The organism is Pseudomonas sp. GGS8, assembly GCF_024168645.1.
GTDB lineage: Bacteria > Pseudomonadota > Gammaproteobacteria > Pseudomonadales > Pseudomonadaceae > Aquipseudomonas.
The window spans coordinates 80,943-97,895 of record NZ_JALJWF010000001.1; the positions used below are offsets into that span (position 1 = coordinate 80,943).

The following is a 16,953-nucleotide window of genomic DNA, read 5'->3' on the forward strand; positions in this document are numbered from 1 at the left end:
CAAGGTTACTTAGTGGATCAGGCTGCGCGCTCATCCCCCGGATTACGTTCGAAGTAGCGCTTGTACTCACGGCTGAACTGCGACGTACTCTGATACCCCACCCGATGCGCCACCTGAGCCACGCCCAACCCTTCACCCAGCAACAATTGCTGGGCCCTGAGTAAACGCAAACGCTTCAAATATTGCACCGGCGACAACAAGGTGCTGCGCTTGAAATGCTCATGAAATGTCGACGCGCTCATGTTCGCGCAACTGGCCAGGGTTTCGACGTTCAGCGGCTCGGTGTAATGCGCATGCAGATGACTCAGGGACGCGGCGATCCGGGCAAACTGCCCCTGTTGCTCCACCAACGCCCGCAATACATCGGCTTGCGGCCCCCGCAAGGCGACGAACAACAACTCGCGCAAGCGCGCCTGGCCCATGACCTGGCATTCCAGCGGATCGTGCAGACAGCGCAACAACCGTTCCACACAACTGCGCATGGCATCGTCGAGCACCGCCGAGGTCATGGATTCGGGTGTCTGTGCAGCAATAGTGCGCCCGGGCGCCAGCCCCATGGCCAATACCAACTCACTGAGCAATACCCTATCAATGGCGATGGAAACGCCCAGCATCGGGCCATCCGGCGCCGAAAACGTCTCGCATTCGAACGGCACCGGCAGTGCCTGAATCAAATAATGCCCAGCGCCGTATTCCAGTGTACGCGGGCCCAGATACGCCAACTTGCTGCCCTGGGCGATGATGACCAGGCTTGGCTCGTAAATTTGCGGGCCACGGGCCATATCGCAACTGGCCCGCAAAACCTGCACGCCCGGCAACGCGGTAGGCACGAAACCATCGCGGGTAGTCAGCGGCTGAATCAACGAAACCAGCGTGGCATTGGCATCGAGATGACGGGTCAACAACATGGAGAGCTCTTCACAAAAAAGTCGCGAAAAAAGGGATGAAAACATCATCGCAGGTCTGAGCGCCAATGCGACCGAACGAAAGCGCATGCCGGAGGATTAGGCATGACACCCGGAGGAATCGCCATGGCCGGTAAACCGTGCGGTGCCCAGAATGGCTCGCCTCACCTGTCACTGCTTATGCGAGGTTCACCATGTACACCGCCATCGGATACGCCGCTCAGTCCGCCACCACGCCCCTCGCCCCGATGAAATTCGAACGCCGCAGCCTACGGGCCGACGATGTTGCGATCGACATTCTCTACTGCGGCGTCTGCCATTCTGACATCCACCAGGCGCGCAACGAGTGGGGCATTGCTGTTTACCCGCTGATGCCTGGCCATGAGATCGTCGGCAAAGTGACCGCCGTCGGCGCGAACGTTACTAAACACAACGTCGGCGATCTGGTCGGCGTCGGTTGCATGGTCGACTCGTGCCGCCATTGCGAAGCCTGCCAGGCGGATCTGGAGCAATACTGCCTCGAAGGCCCGACCATGACGTACGCCACCCCGGACCGGGTCGATGGCAGCAACACCATGGGCGGCTACTCCGACAGCATCGTGGTCAGCGAGCACTTTGTCGTGCGCATCCCGGAGAAACTCGACCCGGCCAGCGCCGCGCCGATTCTGTGCGCCGGCATCACCACCTACTCGCCGCTCAAGCACTACGGCGTCAAGGCCGGCGACAAGGTCGGGATTCTCGGCATGGGCGGTCTCGGTCACATGGGGATCAAGTTCGCCAAGGCGATGGGCGCTGAGGTGACCTTGTTCACCCGCTCGGCGAGCAAGGCTGAAGAAGGTCGGCGCCAAGGCGCGGACCACGTGATCGTGTCCACCGATGCCGAACAGATGAAAGCCGCCGCAGGACAGTTCGACTTCCTGCTGGACACCATTCCGGTGCAGCACGACCTCAATCCCTACCTCGATACCTTGCGTTTCGACGGCGTACACATTCTGGTGGGCTTGATCGAGCCAGTCGATCCGCCGGTGCATGCTGCCAAACTGGTATTGGGTCGTCGCGTGCTGGCCGGCTCGTTGATCGGCGGCATTGCCGAAACCCAGGAAGTGCTGGATTTCTGCGCAGAACACGGCATCACCTGCGACATCGAAATGCTCGACATCTGCCAGATCAACGAGGCTTACACCCGCATGATCGCCGGCGACGTGAAGTACCGCTTCGTGATCGACATGGCAACCTTGAAGATCTAAACCTTCAAGCCAAGTTCCGCCGACAGCCGGGCCGTGACCCCTTTGATCAGGGGAATCAGCTCGGCCATTTTTTCCAGCGGCATGTAGGGTACGGTGCTGGCGATGCTGATACCGGCGACAATGCGCTTGCTGGCATCGCGGATCGGTGCCGCCACGCAACGGATCGACGGTTCGTTGTCTTCCAGGTCGAAGGCATAACCACCGGCCACATACTCGATCATGCGCTGCTGAAACTGCTCCCAGGATTGCTCCGGATGCTGCGGCCAGAACTGATTTTTCCCACCCACCGGCAAGCTGACTTCGTACAGCCGTTGCCACTCTTCCTGTGAGTCATCAAGCATCAACGCCTTACCGATCCCGGTACGCGCCAACGGCATGCGATGGCCGACCCGCGAACGCATTTCCGGGCCGTTGCGTCCTGGATTCTTGAGCAGGTACAGCACCTCGTCACCTTCGCGAATCGCCAGGTGAATGGTGTCGCCGGTCAACGCCGACAACTCATCCAGATACGGCCCGGCCAGCGTCACCAGTGGCAACTCTTCACGTGCCTGGAAACCCAGCTCGATCAGTTTCGGCCCCAGCAGATAACCGACTTGCGGTACCACTCGCAGATAACGCTCGTCCACCAGGCAGCTGGCCAGACGATGAGTGGTGCTGCGCGTCGTGCCGATCAGCCGGGCGATTTCCTTGAGATCGCGGGCGCCACTGGCCACGGCCTGAACCACACCCAGGCCGCGAAGCAGTGTCTGGGTGCCGGTCGGCGCGGCGTCCTTGGCGATTTTTGGGGCGTCTTCCTGCATATCCAGCCTTTACCGTTGAGCGAGTGAACGGGCGGCATTATGGTCGCCCGACGGCTGCGACTACAACTTGATACGCTCGACCTTGCCCACCAGCAACACGTAGGAAAGCGCACCCAACAACGCCAGAACCGAGATATAGGTAATCGCTGGGGCAAACGAATCACCGGAGGCGAGGAAACCGATAACAATGGGCGTGGTAATCGCCGCCAGGTTGCCGATGAAATTGAACACCCCACCGGTCAGTCCAAGCAACCGCGCCGGGGCCAGGGTCGACACCAGCGACCAGGTGATCGAGGCCAGGCCATTGCCGAAGAAGGCCAGTGCGAGGAAGGCAATCACCAGTGGCGTCGACTCGACGAAGTTGGCACCGATGATCGAGGTGGAAATCAGCAGACCGCCAATGATCGGCAACTTGCGGGCGAAACCCACCGTATAACCGCGACGGATCAAAAAGTCCGAGAAGAACCCCGAACACAGCACGCCCACGAAGGCCGCCAGAAACGGTAATGACGCCAGCAAGCCAGACTTGATGAAGTCCATGCCGCGATATTTCACCAGGTAGGTCGGGAACCATGTCAGAAAAAACCACAAGGTCGAATTGAGGCAAAACTGGCCGAGGTAAATGCCCCACAACTTGCGTTTGCTCAGGACAATCCCGAGGTCGATCCAGCTGAATTTCGCCTTGGCCTTGGCAGTCTCGGCCTGGATATCCACCAGCCCACCACCCTCGCGGATCAGCTCGATTTCCGCGTCATTGGCGCCCTTGAAATCCCGTGGCTCGCGATACACCGCGTACCAGATCACCGCCCAAAGGATGCCCACCACACCGGTGCTGACAAACACCATGTGCCAACCATATTGATGTTGCAGCCAGGCGAGTACCGGCGTGAGAAACGCCAGGCCGACGAACTGCCCGGAGGTGTAGAAACCAATGGCGGTGGCGCGTTCGCGCTCGGGGAACCAGGTCGTCACCACGCGGCTGTTGATCGGATACGCCGGCGCTTCCAGGGCACCGACGGCCATGCGCAGCACGAACAGCGCAATGAAACTGGCAGCAAAGCCGAGCATCACCGTGGCCAGCGACCACAGCAGCAATGCGACGCTGTAGAGAATGCGCGGCGGCACCCGGTCCACCAGCCAGCCGCCGGGGATCTGCATGGCGGCGTAGGTCCAGCCGAACGCGGAAAAGATCAGCCCGACATGGATCGGATCGATGCCCAGGTCACTGGTCAGCGCCGGGGCGGCAATGGACAGGTTGCTGCGGTCCAGGTAGTTGATCACCACGGTGATGAACAACAGGACCATGATGAAAAAACGCTTGCGACTGGGCGTCACCAACGACGCCTGCCCGGTGAGGGTTTGCGGTTGCATGGAGAGTGCCTCTTCTTATGTTTATTGAGGTCAATTTGAAGACTTGCGCTGCACCCTTGTGGGAGCGGGCTTGCCCGCGATAGCGTCATGCCAGTCACATCAATGCCGAATATGCTGTCGCCATCGCGGGCAAGCCCGCTCCCACAGGGATTTGTGTTGAGTCAGGAGGAACTCACCACTCGGCAAAACTGCCATCAGCATGGCGCCAGATCGGGTTGCGCCAACGGTGGCCGACGGCGGCGCGTTCGATCACGTACTCCTCGTTGATTTCGATGCCCAGGCCCGGGCCGTTGGGGATCTTCACGAAGCCTTTGTCGTAATCGAACACCCGCGGATCTTTCACGTAATCGAGCAGGTCATTGCTCTCGTTGTAATGGATGCCCAGGCTCTGTTCCTGGATGAACGCGTTGTAGCAAACCGCGTCCAGTTGCAGGCACGCCGCCAAGGCAATCGGGCCCAGCGGGCAATGCAGCGCCAGCGCCACGTCGTAGGCTTCGGCCATGTTGGCGATCTTGCGGGTTTCGGTGATGCCGCCCGCGTGGGACGCATCGGGCTGGATGATGTCGACGTAGCCTTCGCTGAGCACACGCTTGAAATCCCAGCGCGAGAACAACCGCTCGCCAAGGGCAATCGGCGTGCTGGTCAGCGGCGCCAGCTCCTTCAGCGCTTCGTAGTTTTCACTGAGCACCGGTTCTTCGATGAACATCAGTTTGTACGGGTCGAGTTCCTTCATCAACACCTTGGCCATCGGCTTGTGCACCCGACCATGGAAGTCCACACCGATGCCGACATTCGGGCCGACGGCATCGCGCACCGCGGCAACGTTGGCCAGCGCCAGGTCGACTTTCTCGAAGGAGTCGAGGAACTGCAGCTCTTCGGTGCCGTTCATTTTCACTGCGGTGAAACCACGGCTGACCGCTTCTTTGGCGGCACGCGCGGTATCCGCCGGGCGATCACCACCGATCCACGAGTAAACCCGGATCTTGTCCCGCACCTGACCACCCAGCAAATCGCTGACCGACACCCCCAGCGCCTTGCCCTTGATGTCCCACAGCGCTTGGTCGATACCGGCCAGCGCGCTCATGTGGATCGCCCCACCCCGGTAGAAACCGCCACGGTAGAGCACGGTCCAGATGTCTTCGATGTTGCGTGGGTCTTTACCGATCAGGTAGTCGGACAATTCCTCAACCGCCGCAGCGACAGTGTGCGCGCGGCCTTCGACCACGGGCTCGCCCCAACCGGTCACACCCTCGTCGGTCTCGACCTTGAGGAAGCACCAGCGCGGCGGAACGATGAAGGTGGTGAGTTTGGTGATTTTCATCTCTATTGTCTCTCTTGTAGATGCAGCGCTCACAGCGCCAGAAAGTCTTAACGCAGAGCGTTCCATGCAGCGACATACGCCTTGGCGCGCACCGCCACTTCGTCAGCCGTCATGCCCGGTTTGAACAGCCCGGAACCGAGACCGAAACCTTTGACACCGGCCTCGATAAACACCTGCATGTTGTCCGGCGTGATCCCGCCCACCGGCACCAGCACCGTCCCTGCCGGCAACACCGCCAACCAGGCTTTCACAACAGCTGGCCCCATCTGTTCGGCCGGAAACATCTTCAGCACATCCGCCCCTTCGGCCAATGCGGCAAAAGCTTCGGTCGGCGTCGCCACGCCCGGCGACAGGAACAGCCCCGCGGCCTTCGCCGCGCGCAACACTTTGGCATCGCTGTGGGGCATGACGATCACTTGACCACCTGCCGCTTTCACCTGCTCGACCTGTTCCGGGGTCAACACTGTGCCCGCGCCGATCAGGCAATCGGCGGGTAATGTGCTGCGCAGGATGCGGATACTTTCGTACGGTTCAGGGGAATTAAGCGGCACTTCGATGACGCGAAATCCGGCCGAGTACAGGACTTCGCCGACGGCTGCCGCCTCTTGCGGACGCAGGCCACGCAAGATCGCGATCAGACCGTTTTGTGCCAGTGCTTGCTTGAGCATGTCAGACCTCCAGTCAGGTTTAACGGGATGGGTTTGCAGTGATCAGTCCGGCGGCGACCGCCAACTGCCACAAGCCGCGCTCGGTGGCCTGCTCGGCCAGGGTCACCCGGGCAAAACCGCAGGCGTCGAGCGCCCGGCTGTAGCGAGCGCAAAGTTGAGCGTTGCCGATGAGGATGATCGAGGGCAGGTGCACGCTGTTGCGCCGACGCCGTTGAACATTGGCCAGGGCCGACAGTTCATGGCCGATCAACAGGCCGGACAGATAGTCCGGCTGAGCGATGGCACTGAGCTCACCGGTCAGCCCCAGACTGCGGGCACTGAACAGCGTCGACAGCGGCCCGATCTCGCCATCCGCCGACAGCGCCACTTGCACGCCACGGTCAAAAGCATCGCCATCAAAAGACCCGCCGCGCTGCTGAGTGCGCCCCAGAATGCTGTGTTCACTGAGCACGGCGAAGACTTCGCCGGTCATGAAGGTATCGAAATGCACGATGCAGCCGTCGGCCACTTCTACCCATTTCGAATGGCTGCCCGGCAGGCCGATCAACAGATCTCTACCCGCCTCGCCCGGCAGATTCTGCAGCACACCGAGCACCTGGGTTTCTTCGCCGCGCATGACGTTCGGCAAGCGCGAACGCTGAATCACGCCCGGCACGATGTGCACATCGACACCGCGAAGACTGCGAACGGTTTGTAGGGAAGTTCCGAGATTGGCGACGTTCGCCGGCGTGTCGCAGTAAGCCGCTTCGCGCCAGCCCTGAGCACTGCCGACCATGCCACAGGCAATCACCGGCACATCGGGCTGCGCGTCGAGCCAGTCACCGCAAGCCTCATCGAAGGCCAGCTCAAAACCGTCGGCGCATGCCCGACCGGCGATGATTCGCGGCGTCTTGGGCAGCTGCATGATCCCGGACGACAGCGCACGCTGTTCCAGCACCTGGCCACCGAAGCCGAGTTTGTAAGCACGTAATGAGGTTGTCCCCCAATCGAGCGCGATCAATTGCGCCAGCATCGCTTCACCTGTTTTGTTTTTTGGCAGTGAGTGAGCTGGACTATAAACCCGGACGCCTAAAAATCTCAATATATAAATATTAATCCCATATATTGGGAGCGACACAAAAAAAGATCGCAGCCTTCGGCAGTTCCTACAGATTCGATGTACGCCGCGATATCACCAGGCGAAACACAATCTCGTGTAGGAGCTGCCGAAGGCTGCGATCGTTTAGGGGATCAATGACCTGCGGCAAAATCCCTTAACACCGCCCCATCCATCCGATACCGCACCCACTCTTCCTGTGGCTGTGCGCCAAGGGATTTGTAAAATTCGATCGCCGGTTTGTTCCAGTCCAGCACGCTCCATTCGAAACGGCCGCAATCATTGGCGCAGGCGATTTTCGCCAGGTGGCGCAGCAGGGTTTTACCAGCGCCGCCGCCCCGTTGTTCAGGGGTGATGTAGAGGTCTTCGAGGTACAGGCAATTGCTGCCCAACCAGGTGGAATAGCTGAAGAAGAACACCGCAAAGCCGATCGGCAGGCCATCTCGCAGACAGATCAGGCCATGGGCGGTGGCGCCTTCGTTGAACAGGCTGCGCTCGATGTCGGCGACGCTGGCAATGACTTCGTGTCGGGCACGCTCGAAGTCGGCCAGTTCAGTGATGAACGCGAGGATTTGCGGAGCATCGCTGGGGGTCGCCGGGCGGATTTCGATCGTCATGGACGTGCCTTGTCAAAAGTTGAAAACGCCATACTAAGTCCGCGCGCGGCGCTCGTCACATTTGAAAGCAATGTGGCGAGGGAGCTTGCTCCCGCTCGGCTGCAAAGCAGTCGCAAAAACTGGCGACGCGAGTCTAATTGAAATACCGTGCCTTCTGCGGTCGAGGCTGCTACGCAGCCCAACGGGAGCAAGCTCCCTCGCCACAAAAGCGTTTTCATACTTAAGGACATTTATGAGCACCGCTGCTTTCGCACCTCTGCAGAGTCTGGCTTCTGAACTGCTGCCCCATACGCTGGAACCTGGCGAGGATGGCGCCCACGATCTGTCGCACTTGCAACGGGTATGGCACAACGTGCGCACGCTTCATGCTGAAGAAAGCGGTGATCTTGAGGTGCTGCTGGCCGCCGTGCTGTTGCACGATTGCGTGGCGGTGGAGAAGAACTCGCCGCTGCGTTCCCAGGCGTCACGGCTGGCGGCGCAGAAAGCGTCGACAGTGCTGACAGCCATGGATTGGCCTGACGCAAAAATCACCGCGGTCATCCATGCCATTGAGGCCCATAGCTTCAGCGCCAACATCACACCCACGACCCTCGAAGCCCGAATCATCCAGGACGCCGACCGCCTCGACTCTCTTGGCATGCTCGGCGTGGCGCGTACCTTCTACATCGCCGGGCGCATGGGCAGCGCGTTGTACGACCCTGTGGACCCGGAGGCAAACGAGCGGGACTACGACGACAAACGCTTTTGCCTCGATCATTTCCAGACCAAGCTGCTGCACCTGGCGGACGGCTTCCAAACGACCACCGGCCAGCGCCTGGCACAGGTTCGCCATCAACGCTTGAAGGGATTCATGGAGCTGTTCAAGGAAGAAATCGGCGTCGGCTGAGGAGCCAGGGCCACACCGCTCGTCGTTCCTCAGGCACCAATCCAGGTCGGGGATGGACCAATATCGGGTAGGCGCTCGCCGATGCGAGCCTGGTGCAATACCCGTCCATCCCAACCAAGAGGTCACCATGAACGTCGATAAAAACCTGGAAAAAGAAGTCCTGACCCGCCTGTTGCACGCCCACCCAAGCGGGTTGGGCAAGGAAGTCCTGGACAATTACCGGGGGGAGAAAGTCGTGGCCAGCACCCTTGCCACTCTGCAGGAACGCGGGCTGATCCAGCACGGTCATGTGATCTGCAACGAATCCGGCGAGCACTCGCTGAACCTGCCGATCAAACTCAGCGCCGCCGGGGTTGAGGCGGCGCGCAAACTGGATAACTAACCGCGTAGGAGCTGCCGCAGGCTGCGATCTTTTGCCTGTGAATGTTTGAAGATCAAAAGATCGCAGGCTTCGCCAGCTCCTATGGATACATCCTGAAGCAGGAGAAATCCCATGCCTCGTGGAAGCAAAGACAAGTACACCGCCGAGCAGAAACGCAAGGCCGAACACATCGAAGAAAGCTACGAGCACAAAGGCGTATCGAAGGATGAAGCCGAAGCTCGCGCCTGGGCGACGGTGAACAAACAGTCCGGTGGCGGTGAACGCGCCGGCGGCTCGGGACGCAAGAAACCGGCCAGTGCCAAGTCGGCAGATCGCAAGGAATCAGCCCGCCGCGCAGTCGCCACCCGTGAGGGCAAGCCGCGCAACAGCAAGGCTTCGCGCGATACGCAGACAGTGGACAGCCTGATGAAAGAAGCCCGGGCGAAGAAGATCCTAGGGCGCTCGAGCATGCGCAAGCAAGAGCTGATCGAGGCGTTGCGCAAGGCGGGTTAAAGGTCTGGATTGTGGGTGAATTCAAGGGCTCCATCGCGGGCAAGCCCGCTCCCACATTGGGTCTTGTGAATGACACAGATGTGGGAGCGAGCCTGCTCGCGATGGCCGTGGGTCAAACGCCAAAAGTCTCAAAGATCAACGCATCCACCTCCGCCGCCCCCGGCGAAGTCGCCGGCCCCCAACGAGTAACGGCCAACGCCGCAGCCGCATTCGCTCGCCGAGCCGCTTCCATCGCCGACAAACCTCGCGCCAACCCCGCCACAAACACCCCGGCATGGGCATCCCCCGCACCGTTGCTGTCGACGGCCGTGACCTTGAATCCCGGCACCTGTCGGCGCTCGCCATGCTGGCTGATCCAGCACCCCTGCGGCCCATCGCGCACCACCATCAGGGCGTCCGTCGGCAACTGATCCGCCAAAATATTCAACGCCTCGGCAATGTCCGACGCCCCGGTAAACCGCAGCGCCTCGACACTGTTGCTGGTCCACAAATCAATGCGCGGCAGCAAGGCCTTTATCAGCGGCGCGTCCGGCGAATCCACCAACGGGCCCGGATCGAACACCACCTTGATCCCGCCCGGCAGATCCAGCAGCCAATCCACCAGCACCTGCGCCTTGCCGCCATGCAACAGGCTGTAGCCGCTGACGTAGACAACGTCCCCCGCCTCGGCCGGCACACTCGCCAGGTCTTCGGCGGTCATTTCGCCTTCGGCGCCGATGTAGGAAATGAACGTGCGTTCGGCCGAGGCTTCGGTCAGCGCGACGCACAGTCCGGTGTCGCGCTCGGTGCTCTGATCGACGCCGATGCGAATGCCTTCCGCGGTCATCGCCTCACGGGCCAGATCACCAAAACGGCCGTTGCCATGACGCCCGAGGTAAACCACCGGCAAGCCGTTTCGCCGGGCCGCGGCCATCACATTGAAACCGCCGCCGGCCTCGAAACGGGCGGATTGCGCCAGTACGTCACCGCCCGAATGAGGCAACTTGTCCACGGCCATGACCAGGTCGATCACGACCTGGCCGGTGTGCAGCAGCCTAGACATGCGCCGGCTCGAGCAACGCGGTACGGCGGTCCTTGGCACCGCCGAGCAGCCAGTAAATCCCACCAGCCACCACGAACGTCACGATCCAGCCCAGGCCGTTATGACCCAGCCAGGAGTCGGACAGGAAGCCCCGGAACCAGACATCTTGTTCCGTGGTGCCAATGGTGGTGAAACTGAAACCCAACACAATCGCCAGCGCCCATGCACCGAAGGCACGCCACTCGACACCGCCGCGATACCAGTAGGCGCTGCTCGGGCTGACGTCCAGCAGATCCTTGGGGCTGTAGTAATGACGGTGGATCAGGTCGACCACGAAGATCCCGACCCACGCCGTGATCGGCACCGCCAACAAGGAAATGAAGGTGATGAACGGACCGTAAAAACTCTCGGCAATCAGCATGAAATAGATCGAGCCGGCGAAGATCGCGACGATATCGACCACCACCGCGTACACGCGCTTGACCTTCAAACCGAGGGTCAAGGTGGTCAACCCGGCGGAGTACACCGACAGGTTGTTCGACAGCAGTAGCCCGCCGAACGCGGTGATCAGATACGGCACCGCCATCCAGGTCGGCAGCATGTCGCGGATCGCGACAATCGGGTCAGTGGCCGAGGCCAGATCGTTGTTGCCCACCGACAACAGACCGCCGAGGGTGATCAGCAGCACCAGCGGAATCCCCGCACCGAACGCCGCCGACGCCACCAGACGCACAGCTTTGACGCTGCGGTGCTGGTAGCGCGACATGTCTGCGCTGGCGTTGGCCCAACCGATTCCGGTGCCGGCAGCCATGGTGCCGATGCCGATAATCATCGCGCTCAACGGTGCTGGCGTGGCATTGAACACGGCACTCCAGTCGATGGTCGCGCAAAGGAAACCGCCGACCAGGATGTTCAGCGCACCGAACACGTAGGTCGCCCATTTCTGGATCACCAGCAATGTAGCGTGGCCGAGGCCGGATACCGACAACGTCAGCAGCACGAAAATGGCGATGAACACCAGGGTCAGCAGCGGCGCGCTTTTGGCTTCCACCGACGAGCCGAACAGGATCGAGCACAGCGATAGCAAGACGAACGCGGCGGTGGTGGTATTGACCGTTTCCCAACCCAGGCGCGACATCAGCGAGACCAGCGTCGGGCCGATATTGCCGCGCACGCCGAAGATCGCCCGCGACAACGTCAGGCTCGGTGCGCGACCACGACGACCGGCAATGGAGATGATCCCCACCACCGCGAAAGAACCGGCGGCGCCAAGGATGGCGACGATGACCGCCTGCCAGATGGCCAACCCGCGAAAGGCCACCAGCGTGGCGCCCAACGGCAAGCCGAGAATGGAAATGTTGGCCGCGAACCAGACCCAGAACAGTTGCAGCGGATGACCGTTGCACTCCCCTTCCGGCACCGGTTCGATACCACGGGTTTCCAGTTGTCCGGCGCTTTGCCCGGTGTTCGATGAACTCATGAAAATGCTCCTTGCAATTGTTGTGGTGTGGGCAATTTCGGAGGACAAAACAACAGCCGGCCGTCCTGCCCGTGTTTGTGCGTTCCATTGCGGGTGAAAATTCAAGTATGCGGCGTGTTCATCGCGGGCAAGCCCGCTCCCACAGGTACCGCGTGCAATCCCTGTGGGAGCGAGCCTGCTCGCGATGGCGTCAGTGCAGTCAACGCAAGGCCAGCAGCCCTTGCACCAACGGTTCCAACTCCAACGAGTTCACCGCTTTAACCTGCTCGAGCATCGCCACCGGCCAACTCTCAAGCCCCAGACAGGCCCCCAGCATGGCGCCGAGAATCGCCGCGATGGTGTCGGTGTCACCGCCCAGGCTCGCGGCCATGCACAGCGCTTCGAAGGCCGTCATCTCGCCGATGGCCACTTGCTGGGCCAGCGCAAACGACACCACCACCGATTCCTGTGAGGCCACCGAAGTGCCGATCACGTCGTACAACACATCCGCCAGCAACGCCTTGTCGCTGTCGATACTGATGCTGCGCGCCCAACTGATGCGCGAGGCGATCCGCCCGCCAGCGATCCAATGGCCATGACGTTCAGCCTGCTGCGCGATCTGCTGGCCGAGGTTCAACGCCTCGCCCAGGTCCATGCCGTTGATCCCGGCGGAAACCACCGCCGCTACCGCCGCCGCGCTGGCAATCCCCAGCGTGGTGTTGTGGGTCACCTGACAGGCTTGCACCACGGCGTGAATGAAACGCTCTGGGTCGGCGACATCGACCGCAATCCCCACCGGGGTGATGCGCATCGCTGCGCCATTGGTGGTGCCATAGCGCCCGGCCTCTTCCAGCGAGTGGCCGGCGAGGATCATTTCGATTGCACGTGTGGTCGAGGGGCCGAGCAAGTCTTGCGAGCCCTTGGCCTTCATCCCGGCTTCCCATTCGATCAATCGTTGAGCCAGCACCGCCGGTTCGATCCAACCCTCGCCGTCAATCAACAACTGGCCGACCAGGATCGCCTGCTCGGTATCGTCAGTGATCGAACCTTTGGGCAGGTTTGCTGCGATCGGTTGGTCGGGGCCGGCGTCTTGCAGATCGGTGATTTCAACGAAACGCGCCTTGATATCGGCGCGGCTCAGGGATTGGGTCGGCATGCCCAGCGCATCGCCCAGGGCCAGTCCATAAAACGCGCCGAGGGCACGGTTGAGCGCGGTCATTTTGGAGCTCCAAATTGCAAATGCAGACGAAAGTGCACCGGATCGAGCAGGCTTTCGACCTGTTCCATAAACCGGTTCTGCCGGTCGTAGGTGGTGCGCAGGGCCTTGAGGAACACCGTGCCGACCGGGCGCCCGAGCAGCTCGGCGTCTTCGGCGTTCAAGGGTTCGGCACCGATCCACTGATCGCCGTGCTCGCCGATATAGCCGTAGGCGGCCAACGTGATGGTCAGGGAGTTATCAATCAGCCCCACTCGCGGCAGGCCTTCCAGGCCTCCGGTCGCGGGCATCAACGCACGCTCCAGAGACACCAGCGTGCCGTCGGTGGCGCGCCGACGCCGGTCGAGGGTGATGAATTGATCGGTGCCGAAACGCGGCAGCAAATCAGGCCGGGTCACCGCCTCCAACCGCAGCACTTCGGTATTGATCAACGCCCCGCTGTCGGCCAGCGCCTGGGCCCAGCCGCTGCTCTGATCGAGCACTACGCCGTCGTAAGTAACGATGGAACCGACTCCGCTTTGCGTGGCGATGTAGTGACGCCGTTTCAGTTCGGCCAGGGCTTCGCGCAGCGTACCCCGGCTGACCTTGAGTTCTTGAGCCAACTGATGTTCGCCCGGCAATAACAATCCGTCCTCCATCAGGCCGCTTTCAATGCGCCGGATAAGCTCGTCTACCACCCGTTGTTTCTTGTCAAATCGTACCTGTCTAACCATGTACAAAGTGATAACCGAAAGGGATTAGGGCGAGCAAGGGATATTTTGTCGCTGGATTGTGTGACAGACAGACCGCTTTCGCGGGTAAGCCTCGCTCCTACAGGGGAATCCGTGCCGTACTGTAGGAGCGAGGCTTACCCGCGAAAGCGTCGGCGCATCCAGTATCACTGTGTCAGACATCCGCTCCCACAGAGAAAATCAGCGCTGTTTCAGGCGGTCGATCACAACGGCCAGCAACAGGATCGAACCGCGAATCACGTACTGGTAAAAGGTATCGATGTTCTTCAGGTTCATCGCATTCTCGATGATTGCCAGAATCAACACCCCGGCGATCACATGCCGGATCATCCCGATCCCGCCGCTGAGCGACACTCCGCCCAGCACGCAAGCCGAGATCACTGTCAGCTCGAAACCCTGGCCAATCATCGGCTGACCCGAGGTCATGCGCGACGCCAGAATCACCCCGGCCAACGCGCCGATGACACCGTGGACAGCGAAGATGAGGATCTTGGTCCGGTCAACGTTGACCCCGGCCAGCAGCGCCGCTTCCTGGTTGCCGCCGATGGCCATGGTGTTGCGCCCGTAGGTGGTGTAATTCAGCAGCCAGCCGAAAAACAGGAAGCAAACGATGGTGATCAGAATCGGCACCGGCACACCGAATAACTGGCCGTTACCGAAGACGAAGAACGATTCCTGCGACACGCCCACCGCTTTGCCGTTGGCAAAAATGTATGCCAGGCCACGCACGATCTGCATGGTCGCCAGCGTAGTAATCAACGCATTGACCCGCAGCTTGGCAATCACGATCCCGTTGATCAGCCCGACAATCAGCCCCATCACCAGCGCCGCACTGACGCCGAGGAACACGCTGTTGGTGTCGCGCATTACCACCGCCGCGACCACGCCGGCGCAGGCAATTACCGAGCCCACCGACAAGTCGAAATGCCCCGATGCCAGGCAATACAACATGGTGCAGGCGGCAATCCCGGTGGTGGAAATCGCCAGTCCCAGACCGCGCATGTTCAGCGGCGAAAGAAAGTTGTCGATCAGCAAGGTGCAGAGCACGAAGATCCCGACCGCCGCCAACAGCATCACCCAGTCATCGAGAAAGCGTCGCAGGTCCAGCGGTTTGCGCGGGGTTGGCAGAGCATTGTTTTGGATGGTCATAGTCACCTCTCAGTTCGCCACGTCGGCAGCGCGTTGGCGTGGCAAAGCCAGTTGCAGCAGGTTGGATTCATTGGCGTGTTCGCGGGTCAGTTCGCCGCGCATCGTGCCTTCGCAGAGCACCAGAATGCGGTCGGAAATGCCCATGACCTCCATCAGGTCGCTGGACACCACAATCACTGCGATGCCGCTGGCGGCCAGGTTATGGATGATCTGGTAGATCTCCGCTTTTGCACCGATGTCGATGCCGCGTGTGGGCTCATCGAGCAGCAGGATTTTCATCGGCATCGACAGCCAGCGACCGAGAATCGCCTTCTGCTGATTGCCGCCGGACAGGTACATGATTTTCTGCGCCGCGTTGGGCGTCTTCACCTTCAGCGCCTTGATCTGCTTGTCGGCGTTGCCCTTCTCCCACAGCCCGCGCAACAGGCAACCAAAGGTGGAATGAGCGCCGCGGGCACTGATGTTGATGTTCTCGGCGACGCTGGCCAGCGGCAGGATGCCCTCCTTCTTGCGGTCCTCTGGGCACAGCAGAATCCCCGCCGCAATGGCATCGCGCGGCGAACGCAGTTTCAGTTCATGGCCGCGTAACTCCAGACGTCCGGCCGTGTTGCGGGTAAGCCCGCTGAGCATGCGCAGCAGCTCGGTGCGACCTGCGCCAACCAAGCCGAACAGACCCAGAATCTCGCCTTTGTGCACCTCGAAACTCACCGGCTCACGCAAGCCCGGCCCCAGTAAACCATCAACCTTGAGCGCCACCGCGCCACGCGGGCGGCTGCGGTAATCGTAGATGTCCTGAATGTCGCGACCGACCATGCACGTCACCAACTGGTCATGGCTCAGCGCACTCATGTCCTCGAAGGTGCGCACGAAGCGACCGTCCTTGAACACCGTTACCGCGTTGCAAATGCGGAACACTTCTTCCATGCGATGGGAGACGTAGAGCACCACTTTGCCTTCGTCCCGCAGACGACCGATGATCGCCATCAAGCGATCGATCTCCCGCGCCGACAGGCTGCTGGTGGGTTCGTCGAACGCAATCACATGCGCGCCACGGGACAGCGCCTTGGCGATTTCCACCAGTTGTCGCTGACCGAGGGACAAGCGCCCGACTTTCTCTTGCGGATCGATTTCATCGGCCAGGCCTTTGAGGCAGGCCAGTGCCTGTTGCCGCAAAACGCTGCGATTGATCAGGCCGAAACTCGCCGGCAGATGACCGAGAAACAGGTTCTCGGCCACGGTCATTTCCGGCACCAGGTGCAGCTCCTGATGGATTACCGCGACCCCGCTGCCAATGCTGTCGGCAGTGGATTTGAAGACCCTCGTCTGCTCGCCGATCTGCAGGTCGCCGCTGCTCGGCGTGTAAGCACCGCCGAGGATTTTCAGCAGCGTGGATTTACCGGCACCGTTCTCGCCCATCAAGGCGTGAACCTGCCCCGGATGCGCGACGAAGCTGATGCCGTCCAGCGCCTTCACCCCGGGAAAGGTTTTGCCGATCCCGTTGAAGCGCAGGCTGCCGCCAATGCGCTGTTCATCTGTTTGTACGTGTGCGTGCATAACCCACCTCATCACACCGATCAGGCAGCCCCGTTGCC

General features: G+C 61.0%; 17 protein-coding genes. 4 read left to right on the forward strand and 13 right to left on the reverse strand.

The window, feature by feature from the left end; genetic code table 11:
- Nucleotides 1–17: 17 nt before the first annotated feature.
- Entirely contained in the window at nucleotides 18–908 is an 891-nt protein-coding gene (locus tag J3D54_RS00330; RefSeq protein WP_253416230.1) for an AraC family transcriptional regulator, read from the reverse strand.
- Nucleotides 909–1,099: 191 nt separating this feature from the next.
- On the opposite strand from J3D54_RS00330, the gene J3D54_RS00335 reads away from it, so the two are divergent.
- Nucleotides 1,100–2,152, forward strand: coding sequence for an NAD(P)-dependent alcohol dehydrogenase (locus J3D54_RS00335; protein ID WP_253416231.1), 1,053 nt, complete (start codon nucleotides 1,100–1,102; stop codon nucleotides 2,150–2,152).
- Here the strand turns inward: J3D54_RS00335 and J3D54_RS00340 are convergent.
- From J3D54_RS00340 to J3D54_RS00365, 6 genes are all read right to left on the reverse strand, one after another.
- On the reverse strand, nucleotides 2,149–2,952 hold the full coding sequence (locus J3D54_RS00340) for an IclR family transcriptional regulator (protein ID WP_223487284.1): 804 nt from the start codon (nucleotides 2,950–2,952) through the stop codon (nucleotides 2,149–2,151). The two genes, J3D54_RS00335 and J3D54_RS00340, sit on opposite strands and share 4 nt — an antisense overlap.
- Before the next feature lie 60 nt (nucleotides 2,953–3,012).
- Nucleotides 3,013–4,323, reverse strand: coding sequence for an MFS transporter (locus J3D54_RS00345; protein ID WP_105343049.1), 1,311 nt, complete (start codon nucleotides 4,321–4,323; stop codon nucleotides 3,013–3,015).
- Between the two features lie 172 nt (nucleotides 4,324–4,495).
- Entirely contained in the window at nucleotides 4,496–5,644 is a 1,149-nt protein-coding gene (gene dgoD, locus J3D54_RS00350) for a galactonate dehydratase (protein ID WP_007903915.1), read from the reverse strand.
- Nucleotides 5,645–5,691: 47 nt separating this feature from the next.
- Complete coding sequence (locus tag J3D54_RS00355; RefSeq protein WP_253416232.1) at nucleotides 5,692–6,312, reverse strand: 2-dehydro-3-deoxy-6-phosphogalactonate aldolase; 621 nt, start codon at nucleotides 6,310–6,312, stop codon at nucleotides 5,692–5,694.
- A gap of 19 nt (nucleotides 6,313–6,331) precedes the next feature.
- Entirely contained in the window at nucleotides 6,332–7,324 is a 993-nt protein-coding gene (locus J3D54_RS00360; protein WP_253416233.1) for a 2-dehydro-3-deoxygalactonokinase, read from the reverse strand.
- 218 nt (nucleotides 7,325–7,542) lie between these two features.
- The gene (locus J3D54_RS00365; RefSeq protein WP_253416234.1) at nucleotides 7,543–8,025 is read right to left on the reverse strand and encodes a GNAT family N-acetyltransferase; all 483 of its coding nucleotides are present in this window, start codon (nucleotides 8,023–8,025) and stop codon (nucleotides 7,543–7,545) included.
- Nucleotides 8,026–8,257: 232 nt separating this feature from the next.
- On the opposite strand from J3D54_RS00365, the gene J3D54_RS00370 reads away from it, so the two are divergent.
- The 3 genes from J3D54_RS00370 to J3D54_RS00380 all read left to right on the forward strand — a co-directional run bounded on the left by J3D54_RS00370 (nucleotide 8,258) and on the right by J3D54_RS00380 (nucleotide 9,785).
- Nucleotides 8,258–8,911 (forward strand): HD domain-containing protein, encoded by a 654-nt coding sequence (locus J3D54_RS00370; RefSeq protein WP_253416235.1) that lies wholly within the window; start codon nucleotides 8,258–8,260, stop codon nucleotides 8,909–8,911.
- A 127-nt stretch (nucleotides 8,912–9,038) separates the two neighbouring features.
- Complete coding sequence (locus J3D54_RS00375; protein WP_253416236.1) at nucleotides 9,039–9,293, forward strand: hypothetical protein; 255 nt, start codon at nucleotides 9,039–9,041, stop codon at nucleotides 9,291–9,293.
- 111 nt (nucleotides 9,294–9,404) lie between these two features.
- Nucleotides 9,405–9,785: a Rho termination factor N-terminal domain-containing protein gene (locus tag J3D54_RS00380; protein ID WP_253416237.1), complete on the forward strand. Its 381-nt coding sequence runs from the start codon at nucleotides 9,405–9,407 to the stop codon at nucleotides 9,783–9,785.
- A 112-nt stretch (nucleotides 9,786–9,897) separates the two neighbouring features.
- Here the strand turns inward: J3D54_RS00380 and J3D54_RS00385 are convergent, their stop codons facing one another.
- The 6 genes from J3D54_RS00385 to araG all read right to left on the reverse strand — a co-directional run bounded on the left by J3D54_RS00385 (nucleotide 9,898) and on the right by araG (nucleotide 16,915).
- A complete protein-coding gene (locus J3D54_RS00385; RefSeq protein WP_253416238.1) occupies nucleotides 9,898–10,827 on the reverse strand; it encodes a PfkB family carbohydrate kinase in 930 nt (309 codons plus the stop codon).
- Complete coding sequence (locus J3D54_RS00390) at nucleotides 10,820–12,286, reverse strand: cytosine permease (protein WP_253416239.1); 1,467 nt, start codon at nucleotides 12,284–12,286, stop codon at nucleotides 10,820–10,822. The genes J3D54_RS00385 and J3D54_RS00390 overlap by 8 nt, the downstream gene beginning before the upstream one ends.
- Nucleotides 12,287–12,485: 199 nt before the next feature.
- Nucleotides 12,486–13,484, reverse strand: coding sequence for an ADP-ribosylglycohydrolase family protein (locus tag J3D54_RS00395; protein ID WP_253416240.1), 999 nt, complete (start codon nucleotides 13,482–13,484; stop codon nucleotides 12,486–12,488).
- Nucleotides 13,481–14,194 carry a GntR family transcriptional regulator gene (locus J3D54_RS00400; RefSeq protein ID WP_253416241.1) on the reverse strand — a complete coding sequence of 238 codons (714 nt, stop codon included), beginning with the start codon at nucleotides 14,192–14,194 and terminating at the stop codon, nucleotides 13,481–13,483. Before J3D54_RS00400 ends, J3D54_RS00395 begins: the two co-directional genes overlap by 4 nt.
- Before the next feature lie 198 nt (nucleotides 14,195–14,392).
- Nucleotides 14,393–15,361, reverse strand: coding sequence for an L-arabinose ABC transporter permease AraH (gene araH / locus J3D54_RS00405; protein WP_105343023.1), 969 nt, complete (start codon nucleotides 15,359–15,361; stop codon nucleotides 14,393–14,395).
- 9 nt (nucleotides 15,362–15,370) lie between these two features.
- Nucleotides 15,371–16,915: an L-arabinose ABC transporter ATP-binding protein AraG gene (araG, locus tag J3D54_RS00410; RefSeq protein ID WP_253416242.1), complete on the reverse strand. Its 1,545-nt coding sequence runs from the start codon at nucleotides 16,913–16,915 to the stop codon at nucleotides 15,371–15,373.
- Nucleotides 16,916–16,953: the final 38 nt, after the last annotated feature.